Raw genomic sequence first — 20,448 nt, 5'->3', positions numbered from 1 at the left:
CCGCGCTCCGAACGCCCCGGCGGTACATCCGTGCCGCCGGGGCGTTCCCCTATCCGGACGGGCCGCGCGTGCCGCGCGCGGTCCGTCCCGGATGGTCGGCAGTTCCGGGATACAGGTGGCGTATACCGGAAAGAACCAGTGAATCCCGGTCTGAGGCCGCGCTTTTCTGGTCATACCTTGCACAGGGCGCCGCTTCGGTTATCCGTCGGCGGCGTCGGCTCGAACTCTCGGAGGTACCACGGTGGGACGACTCTTCGGAACGGACGGCGTGCGCGGGGTCGCGAACGTGGATCTGACGGCCGAGATGGCGCTGGGCCTGTCCGTGGCGGCGGCCCACGTGCTGGGTGAGGCCGGTTCGTTCGAGGGGCACCGACCGGTGGCCGTGGTGGGGCGCGACCCGCGCGCCTCGGGGGAGTTCCTGGAGGCCGCCGTCGTGGCGGGGCTGGCCAGCGCGGGCGTGGACGTCCTGCGCGTCGGTGTGCTGCCCACCCCGGCCGTCGCCTACCTGACCGGGTCGCTCGGGGCGGACCTGGGCGTCATGCTCTCCGCGAGCCACAACCCCATGCCGGACAACGGGGTGAAGTTCTTCGCCCGGGGCGGTCACAAGCTCCCCGACGAGCTGGAGGACCGCATCGAGGCGACGTACCACGAGCACGCCGCGGGCGAGCCCTGGCAGCGCCCGACGGGCGCGGGCGTCGGCCGGGTCCGGGACCACGGCGAGGGCTTCGACGGCTACGTCGCGCACCTCGTGGGCGTCCTGCCCAACCGCCTGGACGGGCTGAAGGTCGTCATCGACGGCGCGCACGGCGCCGCGGCGCGCGTGTCGCCGGAGGCCTTCGCCCGGGCCGGCGCGGAGGTCGTCACCATCGGCGCCGAGCCCGACGGCCTGAACATCAACGCCGAGTGCGGCTCGACCCACCTGGAGGGCCTGCGCGCGGCCGTCGTCGAGCACGGCGCGGACCTGGGCGTCGCGCACGACGGTGACGCCGACCGCTGCCTGGCGGTGGACGCGCGGGGCGAGGAGGTCGACGGCGACCAGATCCTCGCCGTCCTGGCCCTCGGCATGCGGGAGGCCGGCACCCTGCGCGGCGACACCGTGGTGGCGACCGTCATGTCCAACCTGGGCTTCAAGCTCGCCATGGAACGTGAGGGGCTGACCCTCGTGCAGACGGCGGTGGGCGACCGGTACGTGCTGGAGGAGCTCAAGCGCGGCGGGTTCTCCCTGGGCGGCGAGCAGTCCGGGCACGTCATCGCCCTCGACCACGCCACGACGGGCGACGGCACGCTGACCGGCCTGCTGCTGGCCGCCCGCGTCGCCGCGACGGGCCGGACGCTCGCCGAACTGGTGGGCGTCATGGAGCGGCTGCCGCAGGTGCTGATCAACGTGCCGAACGTCGACAAGTCGCGGGTGGCCACCTCGGCGGAGCTGGGCGCGGCCGTCACGGACGCGGAGCGGGAGCTGGGCGCGACCGGACGCGTGCTGCTGCGGCCCTCCGGCACCGAGCCGCTGGTGCGGGTGATGGTCGAGGCGGCGGACATCGAGCAGGCCCACGCCGTGGCCGGGCGGCTGGCCGACGCCGTGAAGTCCGCCCTGGGCTGACACCCGCCCGCCCGCCCCGCCCCGCCCCGCCCCGACCGGCTCGGAGCGGGGCCCGGGGGACGTCAGAGCTTGCGCAGCGAGAGGCGCTGGACCGTGTGGTCGGCGCCCTTGCGCAGCACCAGGTTGGCCCGGCCGCGCGTCGGCACGATGTTCTCCTTCAGGTTCGGGCGGTTGATGTCCCGCCAGGTGCCGCGCGCGTAGTCCAGCGCTTCCTCCTCCGAGACCTGGGTGTACCTGCGGAAGTAGGAGAAGGGGTTCTGGAACGCCGTGCGCCGCAGTTTGCGGAACCGTTCCAGGTACCAGCGCTCGATGTCCTCCAGCCGCGCGTCGACGTAGACGGAGAAGTCGAAGTAGTCCGCGACGGCGACGCGGGTGCGGCCGTCCGTGCCGGGCAGCGCGGGCTGGAGCACGTTCAGCCCCTCGACGATGAGGATGTCGGGGCGGCGCACGGTGAGCCGCTTGCCGGGCACGATGTCGTAGATGAGGTGCGAGTAGACGGGGGCGGAGACCTCCTCGCGGCCCGCCTTGACGTCCGCCACGAAGCGGGTGAGGGCGCGGCGGTCGTAGGACTCGGGGAAGCCCTTGCGCGACATCAGCCCGCGCCGGTGCAGTTCGGCGTTGGGCAGCAGGAAGCCGTCGGTCGTCACCAGCTCCACGCGGGGGTGTTCGGGCCAGCGGGCCAGCAGGGCCTGGAGGAGCCGCGCCGTCGTGGACTTGCCGACGGCGACGCTCCCGGCCACGCCGATCACGAACGGGGTGCCCGGCTGGGCGCCCTCGCCGAGGAAGGTGTTCAGCGCGCCGCGCAGTCCGTGCGTGGCGCCGACGTAGAGGTTCAGCAGCCGGGAGAGCGGCAGGTAGATGTCGCGGACCTCGTCGAGGTCGACGACGTCGCCGAGGCCGCGCAGCCGCTCGACCTCCTCGGCCGTCAGGGGCAGCGGCGTCCGCTCCCGCAGCGCGCTCCACTCGGCGCGGCTGAGGTCCACGTACGGGGTGACGTCGGCGCGGCGCCGCCCGGGGGACGGCGGCGGGGGCGGGGACTCCCCGGGCCGGAGGTCGGCGGGGGGCACGGACGGGCCAGGTGAGCGGGGCACGCGCCCATTGTGCGCCCGCCCGGCGCGGACGCTCATCCGGGGGCGCTGGAGGCCGTCCGCGCGCCCCTGTGCGATACCGGACGCCCGCGCCGGAGCCGTACGGCGCGGCCGGAGGTTCCCCGGCGCCCTCACGGGCACGCCGCACGGCACCGCGTAGGCTGCCGTGCCATGTGCGGCATCGTGGGTTATGTGGGAGGGCAGTCCGCCCTCGACGTGGTCATCGCAGGACTGAGGCGGCTGGAGTACCGGGGCTACGACTCGGCCGGGGTGGCCGTGCTGGCCGACGGCGGGCTCGCCTCGGCGCGCAAGGCGGGCAAGCTCGCCAACCTCGGCAAAGTGCTCGACGAGCGCCCGCTGCCCTCGGGCACCACGGGCATCGGCCACACCCGCTGGGCCACCCACGGCGGCCCCACCGACGGCAACGCCCACCCGCACCTGGACAACGCCGGACGCGTCGCCGTCGTCCACAACGGCATCATCGAGAACTTCGCCGTCCTGCGCGCCGAGCTGACCGAGCGCGGCCACGACCTGACCTCCGAGACGGACACCGAGGTCGTCTCCCACCTGCTGGCCGAGGCGTTCTCCTCCTGCGGCGACCTGCCCGAGGCCATGCGCCAGGTGTGCCGGCGGCTGGAGGGGGCGTTCACACTCGTCGCCGTGCACGCGGACGAGCCGGACACCGTCGTCGGCGCACGGCGCAACTCGCCGCTGGTCGTCGGGGTCGGGGAGGAGGAGGCGTTCCTCGCCTCCGACGTCGCGGCGTTCATCGAGCACACCCGCGAGGCGATCGAGCTGGGCCAGGACCAGGTCGTCGCGCTCACCCGGGAGTCCGTCACCGTCACCGACTTCGACGGCGCGCCCGCCGACGTGCGGCCCTACCACGTCGACTGGGACGCGTCCGCCGCCGAGAAGGACGGCTACGACTACTTCATGCTCAAGGAGATCGCCGAGCAGCCGAAGGCCGTCGCCGACACGCTGCTGGGCCGCATCGACGCCCAGGGCGCCCTGCACCTGGACGAGGTCCGCATCCCCGCCGCCGTCCTGCGCGAGGTCACCAAGGTCGTCGTCGTGGCCTGCGGCACCGCCTACCACGCCGGCATGATCGCGAAGTACGCCATCGAGCACTGGACCCGCATCCCCTGCGAGACGGAGCTGGCGAGCGAGTTCCGCTACCGCGACCCGATCCTGGACCAGCGCACCCTCGTCATCGCCATCTCGCAGTCCGGCGAGACGATGGACACCCTCATGGCGCTGCGGCACGCCCGCGAGCAGGGCGCCAAGGTGCTGGCCATCTGCAACACCAACGGCTCCACCATCCCTCGCGAATCCGACGCCGTCCTCTACACGCACGCCGGCCCCGAGGTCGCCGTGGCCTCGACCAAGGCGTTCCTCACCCAGCTCGTGGCCTGCTACCTCGTCGCGCTCTACCTCGGCCAGGTGCGCGGCACGAAGTGGGGCGACGAGATCAACTCCGTCGTCGGCGAGCTGGCGCACATCGGCACCGAGGTCGACACGGTGCTCGGGACGATGGAGCCGGTGCGCGAGCTGGCCCGCTCCCTGGCCGACAAGGACACCGTCCTCTTCCTCGGCCGGCACGTCGGCTTCCCCGTGGCGCTGGAGGGCGCGCTCAAGCTCAAGGAGCTGGCGTACATGCACGCCGAGGGCTTCGCGGCCGGGGAGCTCAAGCACGGCCCGATCGCGCTGATCGAGCCGGACCTGCCGGTCGTCGTCGTGGTGCCCTCGCCGCGCGGCCGCTCCGTGCTGCACGACAAGATCGTCTCCAACATCCAGGAGATCCGGGCCCGGGGCGCGCGCACCATCGTCGTCGCCGAGGAGGGCGACGAGGCCGTCGTGCCGTACGCCGACCACCTCATCCGCGTCCCCGCCACGCCGACGCTCCTCCAGCCGCTCGTCGCGACGGTCCCGCTCCAGGTCTTCGCGTGCGAGCTGGCCACCGCCCGGGGCAACGAGGTCGACCAGCCCCGCAACCTCGCCAAGTCCGTGACGGTGGAGTGAGCGCACCGTGATCGTGGGGGTGGGGATCGATGTCGCCGAGATCGACCGCTTCGCGCAGTCGCTGGAACGGACCCCGGCGCTGGCGGAACGGCTGTTCCTCCCCGCTGAGCAGTTCCTGCCCAGCGGCGAGCGGCGCGGGGTGGCCTCCCTGGCCGCCCGGTTCGCGGCGAAGGAGGCGCTGGCCAAGGCCCTGGGCGCGCCCCGGGGGCTGCGCTGGACGGACGCGGAGGTGCTGACGGCCGACACCGGCGCGCCGTCCCTGGTCGTGCGGGGCACGGTCGCGGACCGCGCCGCGCTGCTCGGCGTGCGGCGTTGGCACGTCTCGCTCAGCCACGACGCGGGCGTGGCCTCGGCCGTCGTCATCGCCGAGGCGTAACCGCCCGGCGCCCCCGGCGTCACCTGTGCCCCGGGCGTCCACCGCGCGGACGGCCTACGCTGGCGGCCATGCGGAACGCCTACCGGGTCGAGGTCGTACGGCACGCCGAGCGGGAGCTGATGGCGCGGCTCCCCGAGGGCGCCCTCATGCGACGGGCCGCCGCCGGCCTGGCCGCCGCCGCGGCCGACCTGCTCGGCCGCGTCTACGGCACCCGCGTCGCCCTCCTCGTCGGCAGCGGCGACAACGGCGGCGACGCCCTGTACGCGGGCGCCCGGCTCGCGCGGCGCGGCGCCGGGGTCACCGCCGTGCTGCTCAGCCCCGACCGCGTCCACCCCGGCGGGCTCGCCGCGCTCCGCCGGGCCGGCGGCCGTGCCGTCGGGGCCGAGGAGGCCGCGTCGGGTAGGGCCGTGCTGGGCGGGGCCGACCTGGTGCTGGACGGCATCACCGGCATCGGCGGCCGGGGAGGTCTGCGGGAGAACGCCGCCCGCCTGCTGCGCGGCGTCACCGCCCCCGTCCTCGCCGTGGACCTGCCCAGCGGGGTGAACGCCGACACCGGCGAGGTGGACGGCGAGGCCGTCCGGGCGGCGGCGACGGTGACGTTCGGGGCGTGGAAGCCCGGCCTGCTCGTCGAGCCCGCCCGCAGCCACGCCGGGGCGGTGCGGCTCGTCGACATCGGCCTGGCGCCGTACCTGCCCGCCACCCCCGACGTGGTGGCGCTCCAGCACGCCGACGTGGCCGCCCTGCTGCCCCGGCCGGGCACCGACACCGACAAGTACCGGCGGGGCGTCGTGGGCGTCGCCGCCGGCTCGGCGCGGTACCCCGGCGCCGCCGTGCTGGCCGTCTCCGGGGCGCTGCGCGGCGGCGCCGGGGCCGTGCGCTACGCGGGGACGGCCGCCGCCGAGGTGCTCGCACGGCACCCCGAGGCGCTGGTCACCGACGGTTCTCCGGAGCACACGGGCCGGGTGCAGGCGTGGGCCGTCGGCTCGGGACTGGGCGACGGCGCCGGGGCCGAGCGGGCCGTCCGCGAGGTGCTGGACGCCGACGTCCCGGTGCTGATCGACGCCGACGGGCTCCGCCTGGCCGACGTCGACGCCGTGCGGGCCCGCCGGGCCCCGACGGTGCTGACCCCGCACGCCGGTGAGGCCGCCGCCCTGCTGGACACCTCCCGGGCCGCCGTCGAGGCGGGCATGCTCGACGCCGTGCGGCGCCTGGCCGACCGCTACCGGGCGACCGTCCTGCTCAAGGGCTCCGCCACGCTCGTCGCCGGACCGGACGGCGGACCCGTGCGGGCCAACCCCACCGGCACCGGCTGGCTCGCCACCGCCGGGAGCGGCGACGTCCTCTCCGGCCTGATCGGCGCGCTGCTCGCCGCCGGGCTCGACGCCCGGGACGCCGCCGCCGCCGGGGCCCACCTGCACGGGGTGGCGGGCCGGACGGCCCCGGCGCCGCCCGCCGCGTCCGACGTCGCCGCCGCCCTCCCGGCGGCCTGGCGCGAGGTGTGCGCGGCCCGCCCGCGGCGTGCCTGAGACACTGGTGCCGTGAACAGCGCACCCGCCTTCCGTCCGCCGCGCGTCCGGGCCGAGATCGACCTCGCCGCCGTGCGCGCGAACGTGCGGGCGCTGCGGGACCGGGCCACCGGAGGCGCGGGGCTCATGGCGGTCGTCAAGGCGGACGCCTACGGGCACGGCCTGCTCCCGTGCGCCCGCGCCGCCCGCCTGGCCGGGGCCGACTGGCTGGGCACCGCCACCCCCGAGGAGGCGCTGGCCCTGCGCGCGGCCGGCGACACCGGCCCGCTGCTGGCGTGGCTGTGGACACCCGGCGGCCCCTGGGCGCGCGCCGTCGAGGCGGACATCGACGTCTCCGCGAGCGCGCGGTGGGCGCTGGACGAGATCGTGGCCGCCGCCCGGGCGACGGGCCGCACCGCCCGCGTCCACCTCAAGGCCGACACCGGGCTGGGCCGCAACGGCTGCCAGCCCGCCGACTGGCCGGACCTGGTGGCCGCCGCCCGCGCCGCCGAGGCGGAGGGCGCCGTGCGCGTCACCGGCCTCTGGTCGCACTTCGCCTGCGCCGACGAGCCGGGCCACCCCTCGATCGCCGCGCAGCTGACCGCGTTCCGTGAGGCGCTGGCCCGGGCCGAGCGGGCCGGGCTGCGCCCCGAGGTCCGGCACCTGGCCAACTCGCCCGCCACGCTCAGCCTCCCCGCGTCCCACTTCGACCTCGTGCGCCCCGGCGTCTCCGTCTACGGGCTCTCGCCCGCCCCCGAGATCGGGGTGCCGGAGGACTTCGGGCTGCGCCCGGCCATGCGGCTCAGCGCCGACCTGGCGAACGTGAAGCGGGTGCCCGGCGGGCACGGCGTCTCCTACGGGTTCGGCTACACCACGCCGGGTCCGACGACGCTGGCCCTCGTCCCGGCCGGTTACGCCGACGGCGTCCCCCGGCACGCGTCGGGCCGCGGTCCCGTCCTCGTCGCCGGGAAGCTGCGGACGGTGGCCGGACGCGTGGCGATGGACCAGTTCGTCGTGGACCTCGGGGGCGACCGCGCCGAGGCGGGCGACGAGGCGGTCCTGTTCGGCCCCGGCGACGCCGGCGAGCCGACGGCGGAGGACTGGGCGCGGGCCGTCGGCACGATCGGGTACGAGATCGTCACCCGCGTCGGCGCCCGCGTCCCCCGCGTCCACCTGAACGCCGAGTCCGACGCCGGGGCCGGGTAGGGCCATGGGCCTGGGGGACATGAGCCCGCGCCGCCGGGCCGGGCTCGCCGGTGCCGCGCTCGGCGTCGTCGCGGCCGGCGTGGCCGTCGAACGGCTGACGGTGCACCGCACGGTCCGCCGCCGGGCCCGCCTCTCCCTGGACGCGCAGGGCCCCTACGGCACCCTGCGCGGCGTCCCCGGCACCGTCCACGCCGACGACGGGACCGAGCTGTACTACGAGACGGACGCTCCCGAAGCCGACGGGGCCACCGGCGCCACCGCCGACGGCGCCCTCACCGTCGTCCTCAGCCACGGCTACTGCCTCAACCAGGACTCCTGGCACTTCCAGCGCGCCGCCCTGCGCGCCCTCGGGGTGCGCGCCGTCTACTGGGACCAGCGCGGCCACGGCCGGTCCGGGCGCGGCGGCGCCGACCGTCCGGAGGACGCCCCGGAGCTGCTCCACCGGCTCGGCCGGGACCTGAGGGCCGTGCTGGACGCGGCGGCACCGCGCGGGCCCGTGGTGCTCGTCGGCCACTCCATGGGCGGCATGACGATGATGACGCTCGCCGCCCAGTACCCCGCGTGGGTGAAGCGGCGCGTCGCCGGGGCCGCGTTCCTCGGCACCTCGGCGGGGGGCCTGGCCGAGGTGACCTACGGCCTCCCGGCCGCCGGGGTGCGCGCGGTGCGCCGCGTGCTGCCGGGCGTCCTCGAACTGCTCTCCGCGCACCCGGCGCTGGTGGAGCGCGGCCGGGAGGCCGGCGCCGACCTGCTGGCCGGGCTGGTGCGGCACTACTCCTTCGGCACGCCCCGCGCGGTCGACCCGGCCGTGTCCCGGTTCGCGGAGCGGCTGATCGAGGCGACGCCGATCGACGTCGTCGCCGAGTTCTACCCCGCCTTCGAGGGGCACGAGCAGACCGCCGCCCTCGCCGCCTTCGCGGGCCGACCGGCCCTGGTGGCCGCCGGGGACCGGGACCAGCTCACCCCGCAGCCGCACAGCGAGGCCATCGCCGCCGCGCTGCCCGGCGCCCGCCTGGAGATCCTGCCCGACACCGGACACCTGCTGATGCTCGAACGCCCCGAGGAGGTCAACGCCCTCCTGCGCGCCCTGCTGGACACCGCCGGGCCGGAGGGCGCCGCACGGGCGCCCGGCACGGCCTAGCATCGGAGCCATGCACGAAGCCACACAGACGGCCACACCCCGGGCCGAGGCCCGGCTCACGGTCAGCACGCCCGAGCGCATGCGGGAGTTGGGCCGCGACCTCGCCGGTCTCCTGCGCGCCGGGGATCTGGTGCTGCTCTCCGGCGAGCTGGGCGCCGGGAAGACGACGCTCGCCCGAGGGCTGGGGGAGGGGCTGGGCGTGCGCGGCGCCGTCACCTCGCCGACGTTCGTCATCGCCCGTGTGCACCCCCCGACGGGGGGCGGCCCGCCGCTCGTCCACGTCGACGCCTACCGGCTCGGCGGTGGGCTGGAGGAGATGGAGGACCTGGACCTGGACGTCTCGCTGCCCGAGTCCGTCGTCGTCGTGGAGTGGGGCGAGGGCAAGGTCGAGGAGCTGACGGAGGACCGCCTGCACGTGGTGATCGGCCGCACCCTCGGCACCGACGTCCCGGAGCCCCGGCCGGCCGACGGCGCGGAGGACGGTGGCGTCGACGTCCGTGCGGTGACGCTCACCGGAGTCGGGCCGCGCTGGGCGGACGTCGACCTGTCGGCGGTGACCTGAGCCGTCCCGGCCGCCCCTCCACGGCGAACCGACCGCGTCCCGACCGCATCCCGACGGCGTGTCGGCAAGCTGTTGCGCAGCCGTCCCCCGCGTGGTTAGGTGAACCTAACTTGTAGCGCGTGAGGAGGGGCCATGCCGGAACGTGAGTCCGCACCACCGTCCGCACGACAGTGCGCGCCGCAGACGCCGCCGTTCGGCGAACTCCTGGCGTCGTGCGCGGCCGCCCGCGCCGTCTCCCGGCCGCCGGAGGAGGAACCCCGTCCGCCCCGCATCCGTGAGGCCGACCCCGCAGGACCCGCCGACGCCGCCTGACGCCGCCCGCCGCCGCCTCAGGCCGGTGCGGCGCGGCCGGGCGTCACGGGACGACGACGACCTCGGTGCCGAGCGTCGCGAACTCCCACATCGCCTCGCCGTCCGCCCGGCTCTCCCGGATGCCGCCCGTCTCGCGCTCCGGCTCCGCCGTCGGCTCGGCGCCGTCCTCGACCGGCGCGCTGAAGCCGATCCCCGTCCCGGCGAGCGTCGCGAACCGCACGACGTGCTGCACCGGCACCCCGTCCGTCCCGGTGACCTGCGCGGCCCGCGAGGTCACGGAGTACGTGCCGACCACCGGGTCGAGGGTGCCCGGCCGGACCTCGTACGTCCGCTGCACCGCCTCGCTCGCACCGACCAGCCACACGCGGTCCGCTCCGAGCGCGTACACCACGCGCCGTCCCTCCCCGGAGGCGGTCGGCAGCGCCTGCGGGTCCGGGGACTCCTCGGCCGCCGGCGCGGGCGACGCCGACGGCTCGGACCGCTTGCCGTCGTGCGCCGCGTCCTGGGCGGCCGACGCCTGGTAGGCGAGGAACCCGACCGTGGCGAGCGCCAGCGCGGTCAGTCCGGCCACGAACGTCCCCGCACTGCTGCGTGCCACCGGGTTCACCCCTCGATGCCGTGTGTCGTCTTCTCCGCCGCCCGGCGCGCGCGGGTGTGCGCGCACTGATCGCCAGTGCGACGGTAGCAGCCCCCGGGTACCCCTCCGGGGCAGCCCGGACACCGCACCGCCGGGCGCGCCGTAGGCTTGCTCCGTGCTGCTGCTCGCTCTTGACACCGCCACCCCCGCGATCACCGTCGCCCTGCACGACGGCGAGCGGGTCCTCGCCGCCCGCGACCAGGTGGACGCCCGCCGCCACGGTGAGCTGCTGCTCCCGGCGGTGGACGCCGTCCTGGCCGAGGCGGGCCGTGCTCTGAACGAGGTGACGGGCCTGGTCGTCGGCGTCGGGCCCGGCCCCTACACCGGGCTGCGGGTCGGCCTGGTGACGGCGTCGGGGTTCGGCGCGGCGCTCGGCATCCCCGTGCACGGCCTGTGCACGCTCGACGGCCTGGCCTACGCCGCCGGGCGGTCCGGAGCCGTCGGCGGGGACGGGCCGTTCGTCGTCGCGACCGACGCCCGCCGCAAGGAGGTCTACTGGGCCCGCTACGCCGACCCCCGGACCCGGGTGGGCGAACCGCGCGTGGACCGGCCCGCCGACATCGCCGCCGAGGTCGCCGGCCTCCCCGCCGTCGGCGCGGGCGCCCGGCTCTACCCCGAGACCTTCACCGGCCTGCGGGAGGACGGTCCCGAGCACCAGTCGGCCGCCGCGCTCGCCGCGCTGGCCGCCGAACGGCTGGCCGCCGGGGAGCCGTTCCCGCCGCCGCTGCCGATGTACCTGCGCCGCCCGGACGCCAAGGTCCCGGCCGGGTACAAGGTGGTCACGCCACGGTGAGCCGGCGGCAGGATCGCGTCGCCGGACGTCCCGAGCACTCCGGCGCCGTCACGCTGCGCACGATGCGCTGGTGGCACATCGAGCCGGTGCTGGCCCTGGAACGCGCCCTGTTCCCCGAGGACGCGTGGTCGGCGGGCATGTTCTGGTCGGAGCTGGCGCACGCGCGCGGGCCCGGCGCCACGCACCACTACACCGTCGCGGAGGACCCCGGCGGCCGGATCGTCGGCTACGCCGGGCTCGCCACCACCGTCGACGGCACCGGGGACGTCCAGACCATCGCCGCCGCCCCCGAGCGGCAGGGCAGCGGCCTCGGCACCCGGCTCCTGACCGACCTCCTCGCCGCCGCCACCGCCTTCGAGTGCCACCAGGTCCTCCTGGAGGTCCGCGTCGACAACCCGCGCGCCCAGCGCCTGTACGAGCGGCACGGCTTCGTGCCGGTGGGACTGCGGCGCGGCTACTACCAGCCGGGCGACGTCGACGCGCTGGTCATGCGCCGCGAGCACGGCGCCCCGACGACGCCCCCCGCCCCCGGCGGGTCCGGCCCCGACAGCGACCCGAGCTAGGAACGACGACAGATGATTCCCGACGAGCCCCTTGTCCTCGGCATCGAGACCTCCTGCGACGAGACCGGTGTCGGCGTCGTGCGCGGTCACACGCTGCTGGCCGACGCCGTCGCCTCCAGCGTCGACGACCACGCCCGCTACGGCGGTGTCGTGCCCGAGATCGCCAGCCGGGCGCACCTGGAGGCCATGGTCCCCACCATCCGGCGCGCCCTGGACCAGGCGGGCGTCGCCGCCACCGACCTCGACGGCATCGCCGTCACCGCCGGCCCCGGGCTGGCGGGGGCGCTGCTCGTGGGCGTCTCGGCGGCCAAGGCGTACGCCTACGCGCTCGGGAAGCCGCTCTACGGCGTCAACCACCTGGCGTCGCACATCTGCGTCGACCAGCTCGAACACGGCGCGCTGCCCGAGCCGACGATGGCGCTGCTCGTCAGCGGCGGCCACTCCTCGCTGCTCCTCGCGCCCGACATCACCGCCGATGTCCGCCCGCTGGGCGCCACGATCGACGACGCGGCGGGCGAGGCGTTCGACAAGGTCGCCCGCGTCCTGGGCCTGGGCTTCCCCGGCGGCCCCGTCATCGACCGCTACGCCCGCGAGGGCGACCCCGCCGCGATCGCCTTCCCGCGCGGCCTGACCGGACCGCGCGACGCCCCCTACGACTTCTCCTTCTCCGGCCTCAAGACCGCCGTCGCCCGCTGGATCGAGGCACGGCGGCGGGCGGGCGAGGACGTGCCCGTCGCCGACGTCGCCGCCTCCTTCCAGGAGGCCGTCACCGACGTGCTCACCCGCAAGGCGATCCGGGCCTGCCGGGAGGAGGGCGTGGACCACCTGATGATCGGCGGCGGCGTCGCCGCCAACTCGCGGCTGCGCGCGCTGGCGGAGGAGCGGTGCGCCGACGCGGGCATCACCCTGCGGGTGCCCCGGCCGAAGCTGTGCACGGACAACGGCGCGATGGTCGCCGCGCTGGGTGCGGAGATGGTGGCCCGGGGCCGCGCCGCGTCCGGCTGGGACCTGCCGGCCGACTCCTCGCTGCCCGTCACCGAACCCCACGTCCCGGCGGCCCCGCCCGTCGCAAGCCATGACCCTTCCCACGACCACTCCCACGACCACGGCCATCCCCATGACCACGGCCATTCCCATGACCACGTGCACGAACTGAGCCGGAAGAACCTCTACGACGCATGACGACGCCTGTGACGACCGCCCTGATGTGGGAGGCCCGCGCCGCCGAGGGGCGGGGTACGGAGCTGCTGGCCTGGGCACGGGCCCAGACCCTCGACCCCGCGCCCGTGCGGCGCGAGACCTACACCGCGCCCGGCGACCGCGTCCTGGTCATCACCCACTGGGAGGGGCCGGGGCCGTTCGGCGAGCTTCCCGACCCGCCCGCCGGGCTGCTGCACCGCCCGGTGCACCGCTGGCGCTTCACCCGGGTCGACTGAGGCCCGGCACCTCAGGTGTGCTCCGAGGTGACGTGGAAGAGGGAGCCCTCGGGGTCGCGCAGCCCGGCCACCCGCCCGAAGTGGGACAGCTCCGGCGCCTGGACGACGCTGCCGCCGGCCGCCTCCGTCCGCGCGGCCACGTCGTCCACGTCGTCGACGCAGAAGTAGACGTGCCACTGCGGCCGGACCGTCGGGTCCGGCGCCTCCTCCACCGCGCCGCCCCACAGGTCCGCCACGTGGTGGCCGTCCACGCACAGGACCACGTGGTCCGACTCGAACCGGACGCTGACCCGTTCCGGCTCCCGGGTGTCCCAGGCGAACACGCCGCCGTAGAACATGGCCGCCGCGAAGGCGTCGCCCGTGACGAGCTGGAGACGGGCCGGTGCGCCCGCCCGGTGCCGCATCCGCCACCCGGGGACGGGATCGCCCTCCCAGACGCCGAAGCGCGCGTCCTGCCGGTCGGCCGCCCACAGCACCCGGCCGGTGCCGAAGGGGAGCGGGCCGACGGCCACCGTCCCGCCGCGCTCCTGGATCCGTCCGGCCACCTCGTTGACGCTCTGCGCCTGGAAGTACGCCGTCCACGCCGGGGCGAAGGTCCGCGTCTGCGCGGTCATGCCGAGCCCGGCGACCGGGCGCCCGTCGGCGAGCGCCAGCTGGTAGCCCTGCTCCTGGTCGCGGAAGCCCGGCCGGTACGTCCAGCCGAGTGCGCTCTGGTAGAAGCGCATGGCGGCGTCCAGGTCGTGCGTCATCAGGCTCACCCAGCACGGCGCGCCGTGGACGGCTCCGGCATCGTCGGGCACCTGTGCTCACCTCGTCTCCGTGCGCGGCGCCGCTCGCTGTCGCTTCCACCTTCCGGCCCCCGGGCCCGACGTGCCACACGGGGACGCCGGACGGCGGGCGGACCGGGGCCGACGCGGCCCTACACGGGGTGGCCGAGCAGCATCGCGGGCGCACCCGCCACCCGGGTGAGGAAGACGGTCGCCGCGTGCGGGCCCGCGAGGCGGACCTTGCGCCGCAGCTCCTCGGGCTCCACGGCCGAGCCGCGCTTCTTCACCGTCAGGACGCCCACCTCCCGCTCCCGCAGCAGCGCGCGCAGCCGCTTGACGTGGAAGGGCAGCACGTCCGTCACCTCGAAGGCCCGCGCGTACGGCGTCGCCCGCAGGACGTCGGAGGTCACGTAGGCGATGCCCGGGCTCAGCAGGCGGCCGTCCACGTCGCGGGCCACGTCGGCGACGAGGTGGGCCCGGATGACCGCGCCGTCCGGCTCGTACAGGTACCGGCCGACCGGGCCGGGCTCCGGGTCGGGCAGGTCGGCGCCCAGAAGGGAGTGCCCGCCGGGGAGCAGCGTGGCCCGGAACCCGGGCGTCGTCCCCGTACCGAACCACAGCACGGCCTCCTTCACCTCGCCGGACACCGAGATCCACTCCGTCTCGGCGTCGCCGGGCAGCGCCTCGTGCGGCACGCCGGGGGCGATCTTCAGGGCCGCGTGCGGCACCCGGCGCGCCACGTCCAGCGCCCAGGACAGCGGCGGCGCGTACGCCTCGGGGTCGAACACCCGGCCCCGGCCGCCGCGCCGTGCCGGGTCGACGAAGACGGCGTCGTACCCGTCGACGTCCACCTCGGTGACGTCGGCCCGGCGCACGGTGATCCGGTCGGCCAGGCCGAGCGCTGCGGCGTTGGCCTCGATGACGGCGCAGGTCAGCGGTGAGTGGTCCACCGCGAGGACGTCGACGCCGGCGCGGGCCAGCTCGACGGCGTCGCCCCCGATGCCGCAGCACAGGTCGGCCAGCCGCCGGACCCCGCGTCCGGTCAGCCGCTCGGCGCGGTAGGCGGCCACCGCGGAGCGCGTCGCCTGCTCGACGCCGTCGGGGGTGAAGTACATCCGGGCGGCGTCCTCGGGGCCGAACTTCGCCACGGCCCGCTGCCGCAGCCGGGCCTGGCCGAGTGCGGCCGAGACGAGGGCGGCGGGGTGGTCGCGGCGCAGCCGGGTGGCGAGGGCCAGCTCGTCGGCGGGGTCGTGGTCGCGCAGCAGCGCCAGCAGTTCGGCCCCCTCGTCGGTCAGGAGCGCCCGGAAGGCGTCGACCTCGGGGGAGGCGGGGGTCGGTGTGTCGGGTGATTCGGATACGGCCACGCGGCCCATTTTCCTCTGCCCGGCGGAACGCCGTCGCCGTCCGGGCCCGGGCTGCTGGCACGATCCGGCGTTATGCCGATCATCGGACAAATCAGACAAAATGACAGAAGGGCCTCGGGGAGGTGGCGTCAGCTCCGCCGCGCCGTCGGCGCCTCCACCGTCGTCGCGCTCGCCGTGTCCTGCGCCGCCGTCTCCGGGGCCGGCCACCTCCCCGACGACCGCGCCCCGCTCGACCGGCCGCTCGCCGCCGCGGTGGAGGGACTGCCCCTCGGAGAGGCCCAGCGTGTCGGCGCCGAGTACGCCGCCGCCTCCCTCGCCGACTACGCCCACGCCCTGGAGCGGGCCGAGGCCCGCCGCGTCGCCGCCGCGAAACGCTGGGGCCTCGCCACGCCCCCGCTGCGCCCCCCGGCGCCGCCCCCGCAGAAGGTGGAACTCGCCAGTACGCCCGGGCTCATCGCCGACGCGGGGCTGCCGCCGGTCGTCGTCCGCGTCCCCACCGACGACAAGGTCGTCTTCCTCACGATCGACGACGGCTGGCACAAGGACCCGCGCTTCACCCGCATGCTGCGGGAACTCGACATCCCCTACAGCGCGTTCCTCTCCGACTACGTGGCCAAGGACGACTACGACTACTTCCGCCGCATGCACCGCGACGGCGCCGCCGTCCAGAACCACACCCTGCACCACAAGGAGATGCCGAAGCTCTCCTACGCGCAGCAGCGCCGCGAGATCTGCGACATGCAGGAGGTGCTGAAGAAGGAGATCGGGGTCACGCCGCGGCTGTTCCGCCCGCCCTACGGGGCCTACAACCGCGACACCCTCCGCGCCGCGGCCACCTGCGGCATCGAGGCCGTCCCGCTGTGGGCCGAGGAGGCGTGGGCCGAGAAGTTCGACTGGGGCCGCGCCGACCGCGTCTTCCACCCCGGCGACATCATCCTCACCCACTTCCGCGGGCCGCAGGAGTGGGGCGGGACCATGAACGACATGCTGCGCCGCACCCTGAAGACCGCCACCGACCAGGGCTTCGCCCTCGCCCGCCTGGAGGACTACATCTGAGCCCCGGCCCCCCACCGGCCGGGCGCGGCGGGGGGCCGGACGGTGGGGTCGAAGCGGCCGTTCCGGGAGCCGAATCCGACGACGCGCGGTGTGGCGTTGGCACTCCGCTTGACCGAGTGCTAACCGAGGCATAGTCTCACCGTTGGCACTCTCCACCGGGGAGTGCCAGGCGCGACGGGAAGGTCCGGCACCCGCGACGACGGATCGACCAGGTCGCCACCTCTAGACATAAGACCCCGTGAGATCTCCGAAGGGGGAGGTCGGATCGTGACGACCGCCAGCTCCAAGGTTGCCATCAAGCCGCTTGAGGACCGCATCGTGGTCCAGCCGCTCGACGCCGAGCAGACCACGGCCTCGGGCCTGGTCATTCCGGACACCGCCAAGGAGAAGCCCCAGGAGGGCACCGTCCTGGCCGTGGGCCCGGGCCGCTTCGAGGACGGTAACCGCCTGCCGCTCGACGTGAAGGTCGGTGACGTCGTTCTGTACAGCAAGTACGGCGGCACCGAGGTGAAGTACAACAACGAGGAGTACCTCGTCCTCTCGGCTCGCGACGTGCTCGCGATCATCGAGAAGTAAGGCACCCCCGCACATCCGTGTGCTGATCCGCGCCCTGGTTCCCCGTCACAGACAGCCGGGGCCGGGGCGCGGTTCGTTTGTGATACGCCCACAAAGCCCTGAGAGGACCTCTCTACGCCATGGCGAAGATCCTGAAGTTCGACGAGGACGCCCGTCGCGCCCTGGAGCGCGGCGTCAACAAGCTGGCCGACACCGTCAAGGTGACGATCGGCCCCAAGGGCCGCAACGTCGTCATCGACAAGAAGTTCGGCGCCCCGACCATCACCAACGACGGCGTCACCATCGCGCGTGAGGTCGAGGTCGAGGACCCGTACGAGAACCTCGGCGCCCAGCTCGTCAAGGAGGTGGCGACCAAGACCAACGACATCGCGGGTGACGGCACCACCACCGCCACCGTGCTGGCCCAGGCGCTCGTCCGCGAGGGCCTGCGCAACGTCGCCGCCGGCGCCTCCCCGGCCGCCCTGAAGAAGGGCATCGACGCCGCCGTCAAGGCCGTCTCCGACGACCTGATCGCCTCCGCCAGCCCGATCGACTCCAAGGCCGACATCGCCTCGGTGGCCGGGCTGTCCGCGCAGGACAAGCAGGTCGGCGAGCTGATCGCCGAGGCCATGGACAAGGTCGGCAAGGACGGCGTCATCACCGTCGAGGAGTCGCAGACCTTCGGCCTGGAACTGGACTTCACCGAGGGCATGGCCTTCGACAAGGGCTACCTCTCGCCCTACATGGTCACCGACCAGGAGCGCATGGAGGCCGTCCTCGACGACCCGTACATCCTCATCCACCAGGGCAAGATCTCGGCCATCGCCGACCTGCTGCCGCTGCTGGAGAAGATCATGCAGGCCGGCGGCTCGCGCCCGCTGCTGATCATCGCCGAGGACGTCGAGGGCGAGGCCCTGTCCACGCTGGTCGTCAACAAGATCCGCGGCACGTTCAACGCCGTCGCCGTCAAGGCGCCCGGCTTCGGCGACCGCCGCAAGGCGATGCTCGGCGACATGGCCACCCTCACCGGCGGCACCGTCGTCGCCGAGGAGGTCGGCCTCAAGCTCGACCAGGTCGGCCTGGACGTGCTGGGCTCCGCCCGCCGCGTCACCGTCACCAAGGACGACACCACCATCGTCGACGGCGCCGGCACCAGCGACGACGTGCAGGCCCGCGTCGCCCAGATCAAGGCCGAGATCGACAACACCGACTCCGACTGGGACCGCGAGAAGCTCCAGGAGCGCCTCGCCAAGCTGGCCGGCGGCGTGTGCGTCATCCGCGTCGGCGCGGCCACCGAGGTCGAGCTCAAGGAGAAGAAGCACCGTCTGGAGGACGCCATCTCCGCGACCCGCGCCGCGGTCGAGGAGGGCATCGTCTCCGGTGGCGGCTCCGCGCTCGTCCACTCCGCGAAGGTCCTGGCCGACAGCCTGGGCAAGTCCGACGACGAGGCCACCGGCGTCGCCGTCGTGCGCCGCGCCGTCGTCGAGCCGCTGCGCTGGATCGCGGAGAACGCCGGCCTGGAGGGCTACGTCATCACCTCCAAGGTCGCCGAGATGGAGAAGGGCCACGGCTTCAACGCCGCCACCGGCGAGTACGTCGACCTGGTCAAGGCCGGCGTCATCGACCCGGTGAAGGTCACCCGCTCCGCCCTGGAGAACGCCGCGTCCATCGCCTCCCTGCTCCTCACGACCGAGACCCTGGTCGTCGAGAAGCCGGCCGAGGAGGAGGACGCCGGTCACGGCCACGGTCACGGCCACGCGCACTGACCGACCCGGCACACCGCCTGACGCAGGCCCCCACCCCTGGCGGGTGGGGGCCTGTCGGCGTCCGGGCGTGGTGCGGCCCCGCGCCTACGGCCGGGGCATGTCGACGAGGCCGATGTCCGCGAGGAGCCGGGCGTTGTCCCAGTTGAACCAGCTCTCGGCGATCTTGCCGTCCTGGAACCGGAACGTCACGTGGCCGGTGAGGGTGAAGTCCCTGCCGGTCGCCTCGATGCCCATGAACGGGCCCACGTGCCGTCCCACGGCCTGGAAGCGCAGGCTGACCAGGTCACCGTCGGCCGCCGCGCCCAGCACCGTGAACCGGGGCTCGAACGGGTCGAGCTGCTCCCGGAGGTTCTCCCGGGCCTCTTCGAGACCGTGCAGGTCGCCCGTCGGGTTGGCCGGGTCGTGTTCGACGTAGTCCTGGTGGAAGTGGTCCTCCAGCGCGGCGTAGTCGCGCGTGGACAGCACCTCCTCGAAGACCTTGCGGGCGGTGCCCTTGTTCAGCTGCTCGTCCCGCACCACGTCCAGGTCCGTGAACTGCGGCATCTCGTCGCAGAGCGCCACCATCTCCTGGAAGATCCGGTCGGTCTCGGGCAGGTTCGAGTTCCGCATCGCCTCCTCGTAGGAGGGGAACTCGACGATCTCCACGACGTGGTTGGAGCTGGACCGGTCGCGGCCGACGAGGGCGTGGGTCGCCGTCCGCTTGCCCCGGGTCGCCTCCACCCAGGCGTCCAGGAGCCGGTTCATGTCGTCGACCCGGCTCGTTTTGCAGTCGATGAGCTGCACGAATGTCATGACGGCCTCCTTACAGTCGGCCATCGGCGAATGGGGACACCTCCAGGCTATGCCTCCGGCGAAACCGACGCCTGGGCGGCGGCGTGGGCGAAGGCGCGGGCGGCGGCGCCGGCGGCGCGGGCCGCAGGCGCCGCTACTTCGGCGCGTACTTGCGACCCGAGCTGGACGACACCCGGCCCAGCAGCCCGCGCGGCACCAGCTTGCTCGCGCCCAGCAGCGTCTTGTACCGGGCGTCGGGCACGGAGAGCGTCCGGCCCCGGGCGAGGTCCTTCAGCGCGGCGTCCACGACCCGGTCGGCGTCCAGCCACATCCACCCCGGGACGTCCGAGGCCGACATGCCCGCCCGCTCGTGGAACTCGGTCCGCACGAACCCCGGGCACAGCGCCAGCATCCGCACCCCCGAGTCCGCCAGGTCCTGCGCGGCCCCCTGCGTGAACTGCACGACCCACGCCTTGCTCGCCCCGTACGTCCCGCGCGGCACGAACGCGGCCACGGAGGCGACGTTCACCACCCCGCCCCGGCCGCGCTCCCGCATCGCCCCGGCCGCCGCCGACGTCAGCCGCAGCACCGCCTCGCAGTGCACGCGCAGCATCCGCAGCTCGTCCTCCTCCGACACCTCCAGGAAGCGGCCCTTGGTGCCGAAGCCCGCGTTGTTGACCAGCAGGTCCACCGGGTGGCGCCGGTCGCCCAGCCGCTGGGCGACGGCGGTGATGCCCTCCTCGGTGGCCAGGTCGGCCCGCAGCGTGGACGCCTCGATGCCGTGCCGGTCGTGCAGCTCGGTGGCCTGGCGCGCCAGCCGCTCGGCGTCCCGGGCGACCAGCACCACGTCGTGTCCGTCCCGGGCCAGCCGCCGGGCGAACGCGGCGCCGATTCCGGCCGTCGCCCCTGTGATCAGTGCAGTCGTCATACCGGG

At 75.0% G+C, this 20,448-nt stretch carries 21 protein-coding genes; 15 read left to right on the top strand and 6 right to left on the bottom strand.

All coding sequences use genetic code 11. The features are described 5' to 3' along the window. Positions 1-241 precede the first annotated feature (241 nt). Positions 242-1,600: a phosphoglucosamine mutase gene (gene glmM / locus IF129_RS12780; RefSeq protein ID WP_191209716.1), complete on the top strand. Its 1,359-nt coding sequence runs from the start codon at positions 242-244 to the stop codon at positions 1,598-1,600. Positions 1,601-1,662: 62 nt separating this feature from the next. Here the strand turns inward: glmM and coaA are convergent, their stop codons facing one another. Continuing rightward, a complete protein-coding gene (gene coaA, locus IF129_RS12775) occupies positions 1,663-2,583 on the bottom strand; it encodes a type I pantothenate kinase (protein ID WP_318153715.1) in 921 nt (306 codons plus the stop codon). 276 nt (positions 2,584-2,859) lie between these two features. Here coaA and glmS point away from each other — a divergent pair, with 276 nt between their 5' ends. From glmS to IF129_RS12740, 7 genes are all read left to right on the top strand, one after another. Continuing rightward, on the top strand, positions 2,860-4,707 hold the full coding sequence (glmS, locus tag IF129_RS12770) for a glutamine--fructose-6-phosphate transaminase (isomerizing) (protein WP_191209714.1): 1,848 nt from the start codon (positions 2,860-2,862) through the stop codon (positions 4,705-4,707). A 7-nt stretch (positions 4,708-4,714) separates the two neighbouring features. Beyond that, positions 4,715-5,083 carry a holo-ACP synthase gene (locus tag IF129_RS12765; protein WP_191209713.1) on the top strand — a complete coding sequence of 123 codons (369 nt, stop codon included), beginning with the start codon at positions 4,715-4,717 and terminating at the stop codon, positions 5,081-5,083. Positions 5,084-5,151: 68 nt separating this feature from the next. Next, entirely contained in the window at positions 5,152-6,609 is a 1,458-nt protein-coding gene (locus IF129_RS12760) for an NAD(P)H-hydrate dehydratase (protein WP_191209712.1), read from the top strand. Positions 6,610-6,621: 12 nt separating this feature from the next. Beyond that, complete coding sequence (alr, locus tag IF129_RS12755; RefSeq protein WP_191209711.1) at positions 6,622-7,794, top strand: alanine racemase; 1,173 nt, start codon at positions 6,622-6,624, stop codon at positions 7,792-7,794. A gap of 19 nt (positions 7,795-7,813) precedes the next feature. Further along, a complete protein-coding gene (locus IF129_RS12750) occupies positions 7,814-8,932 on the top strand; it encodes an alpha/beta fold hydrolase (protein ID WP_224754856.1) in 1,119 nt (372 codons plus the stop codon). Positions 8,933-8,942: 10 nt separating this feature from the next. After that, a complete protein-coding gene (gene tsaE, locus IF129_RS12745) occupies positions 8,943-9,494 on the top strand; it encodes a tRNA (adenosine(37)-N6)-threonylcarbamoyltransferase complex ATPase subunit type 1 TsaE (RefSeq protein ID WP_191209709.1) in 552 nt (183 codons plus the stop codon). 132 nt (positions 9,495-9,626) lie between these two features. Next, entirely contained in the window at positions 9,627-9,806 is a 180-nt protein-coding gene (locus IF129_RS12740) for a hypothetical protein (protein ID WP_191209708.1), read from the top strand. A 43-nt stretch (positions 9,807-9,849) separates the two neighbouring features. On the opposite strand, the gene IF129_RS12735 is transcribed toward IF129_RS12740, so the two are convergent. Then, positions 9,850-10,404 carry a hypothetical protein gene (locus tag IF129_RS12735; protein WP_191209707.1) on the bottom strand — a complete coding sequence of 185 codons (555 nt, stop codon included), beginning with the start codon at positions 10,402-10,404 and terminating at the stop codon, positions 9,850-9,852. 154 nt (positions 10,405-10,558) lie between these two features. Between IF129_RS12735 and tsaB the strand changes: the two genes are divergently transcribed. From tsaB to IF129_RS12715, 4 genes are all read left to right on the top strand, one after another. Further along, on the top strand, positions 10,559-11,236 hold the full coding sequence (gene tsaB / locus IF129_RS12730) for a tRNA (adenosine(37)-N6)-threonylcarbamoyltransferase complex dimerization subunit type 1 TsaB (RefSeq protein ID WP_191209706.1): 678 nt from the start codon (positions 10,559-10,561) through the stop codon (positions 11,234-11,236). A gap of 62 nt (positions 11,237-11,298) precedes the next feature. Beyond that, the gene (gene rimI / locus IF129_RS12725) at positions 11,299-11,799 is read left to right on the top strand and encodes a ribosomal protein S18-alanine N-acetyltransferase (protein WP_191209866.1); all 501 of its coding nucleotides are present in this window, start codon (positions 11,299-11,301) and stop codon (positions 11,797-11,799) included. A gap of 15 nt (positions 11,800-11,814) precedes the next feature. Further along, positions 11,815-12,981 carry a tRNA (adenosine(37)-N6)-threonylcarbamoyltransferase complex transferase subunit TsaD gene (gene tsaD / locus IF129_RS12720; RefSeq protein ID WP_191209865.1) on the top strand — a complete coding sequence of 389 codons (1,167 nt, stop codon included), beginning with the start codon at positions 11,815-11,817 and terminating at the stop codon, positions 12,979-12,981. Continuing rightward, on the top strand, positions 12,978-13,235 hold the full coding sequence (locus tag IF129_RS12715) for a hypothetical protein (protein ID WP_191209705.1): 258 nt from the start codon (positions 12,978-12,980) through the stop codon (positions 13,233-13,235). Before tsaD ends, IF129_RS12715 begins: the two co-directional genes overlap by 4 nt. Positions 13,236-13,246: 11 nt before the next feature. Here IF129_RS12715 and IF129_RS12710 read toward each other — a convergent pair whose 3' ends face one another. Together IF129_RS12710 and IF129_RS12705 are read right to left on the bottom strand one after the other, a co-directional pair. After that, positions 13,247-14,035, bottom strand: coding sequence for a VOC family protein (locus IF129_RS12710; protein ID WP_318153703.1), 789 nt, complete (start codon positions 14,033-14,035; stop codon positions 13,247-13,249). Positions 14,036-14,154: 119 nt separating this feature from the next. Beyond that, on the bottom strand, positions 14,155-15,375 hold the full coding sequence (locus tag IF129_RS12705; RefSeq protein WP_191209704.1) for a class I SAM-dependent methyltransferase: 1,221 nt from the start codon (positions 15,373-15,375) through the stop codon (positions 14,155-14,157). 72 nt (positions 15,376-15,447) lie between these two features. Between IF129_RS12705 and IF129_RS12700 the strand changes: the two genes are divergently transcribed. From IF129_RS12700 to groL, 3 genes are all read left to right on the top strand, one after another. Then, positions 15,448-16,422 carry a polysaccharide deacetylase family protein gene (locus tag IF129_RS12700; RefSeq protein WP_425579813.1) on the top strand — a complete coding sequence of 325 codons (975 nt, stop codon included), beginning with the start codon at positions 15,448-15,450 and terminating at the stop codon, positions 16,420-16,422. 267 nt (positions 16,423-16,689) lie between these two features. Next, on the top strand, positions 16,690-16,998 hold the full coding sequence (gene groES / locus IF129_RS12695; RefSeq protein WP_191209702.1) for a co-chaperone GroES: 309 nt from the start codon (positions 16,690-16,692) through the stop codon (positions 16,996-16,998). 119 nt (positions 16,999-17,117) lie between these two features. Further along, positions 17,118-18,743: a chaperonin GroEL gene (gene groL, locus IF129_RS12690; RefSeq protein WP_191209701.1), complete on the top strand. Its 1,626-nt coding sequence runs from the start codon at positions 17,118-17,120 to the stop codon at positions 18,741-18,743. Between the two features lie 84 nt (positions 18,744-18,827). Here the strand turns inward: groL and IF129_RS12685 are convergent, their stop codons facing one another. Beyond that, positions 18,828-19,535, bottom strand: coding sequence for an ester cyclase (locus IF129_RS12685; RefSeq protein WP_191209700.1), 708 nt, complete (start codon positions 19,533-19,535; stop codon positions 18,828-18,830). 133 nt (positions 19,536-19,668) lie between these two features. Beyond that, on the bottom strand, positions 19,669-20,442 hold the full coding sequence (locus IF129_RS12680; protein ID WP_191209699.1) for an SDR family NAD(P)-dependent oxidoreductase: 774 nt from the start codon (positions 20,440-20,442) through the stop codon (positions 19,669-19,671). Between the last annotated feature and the right edge of the window lie 6 nt (positions 20,443-20,448).

The sequence above is a fragment of the Streptomyces chumphonensis genome, assembly GCF_014779715.1.
GTDB lineage: Bacteria > Actinomycetota > Actinomycetes > Streptomycetales > Streptomycetaceae > Streptomyces > Streptomyces chumphonensis.
The sequence above is the reverse complement of the archived record's forward strand: the minus strand, read 5'-3'. Positions and strand labels throughout refer to the sequence as shown.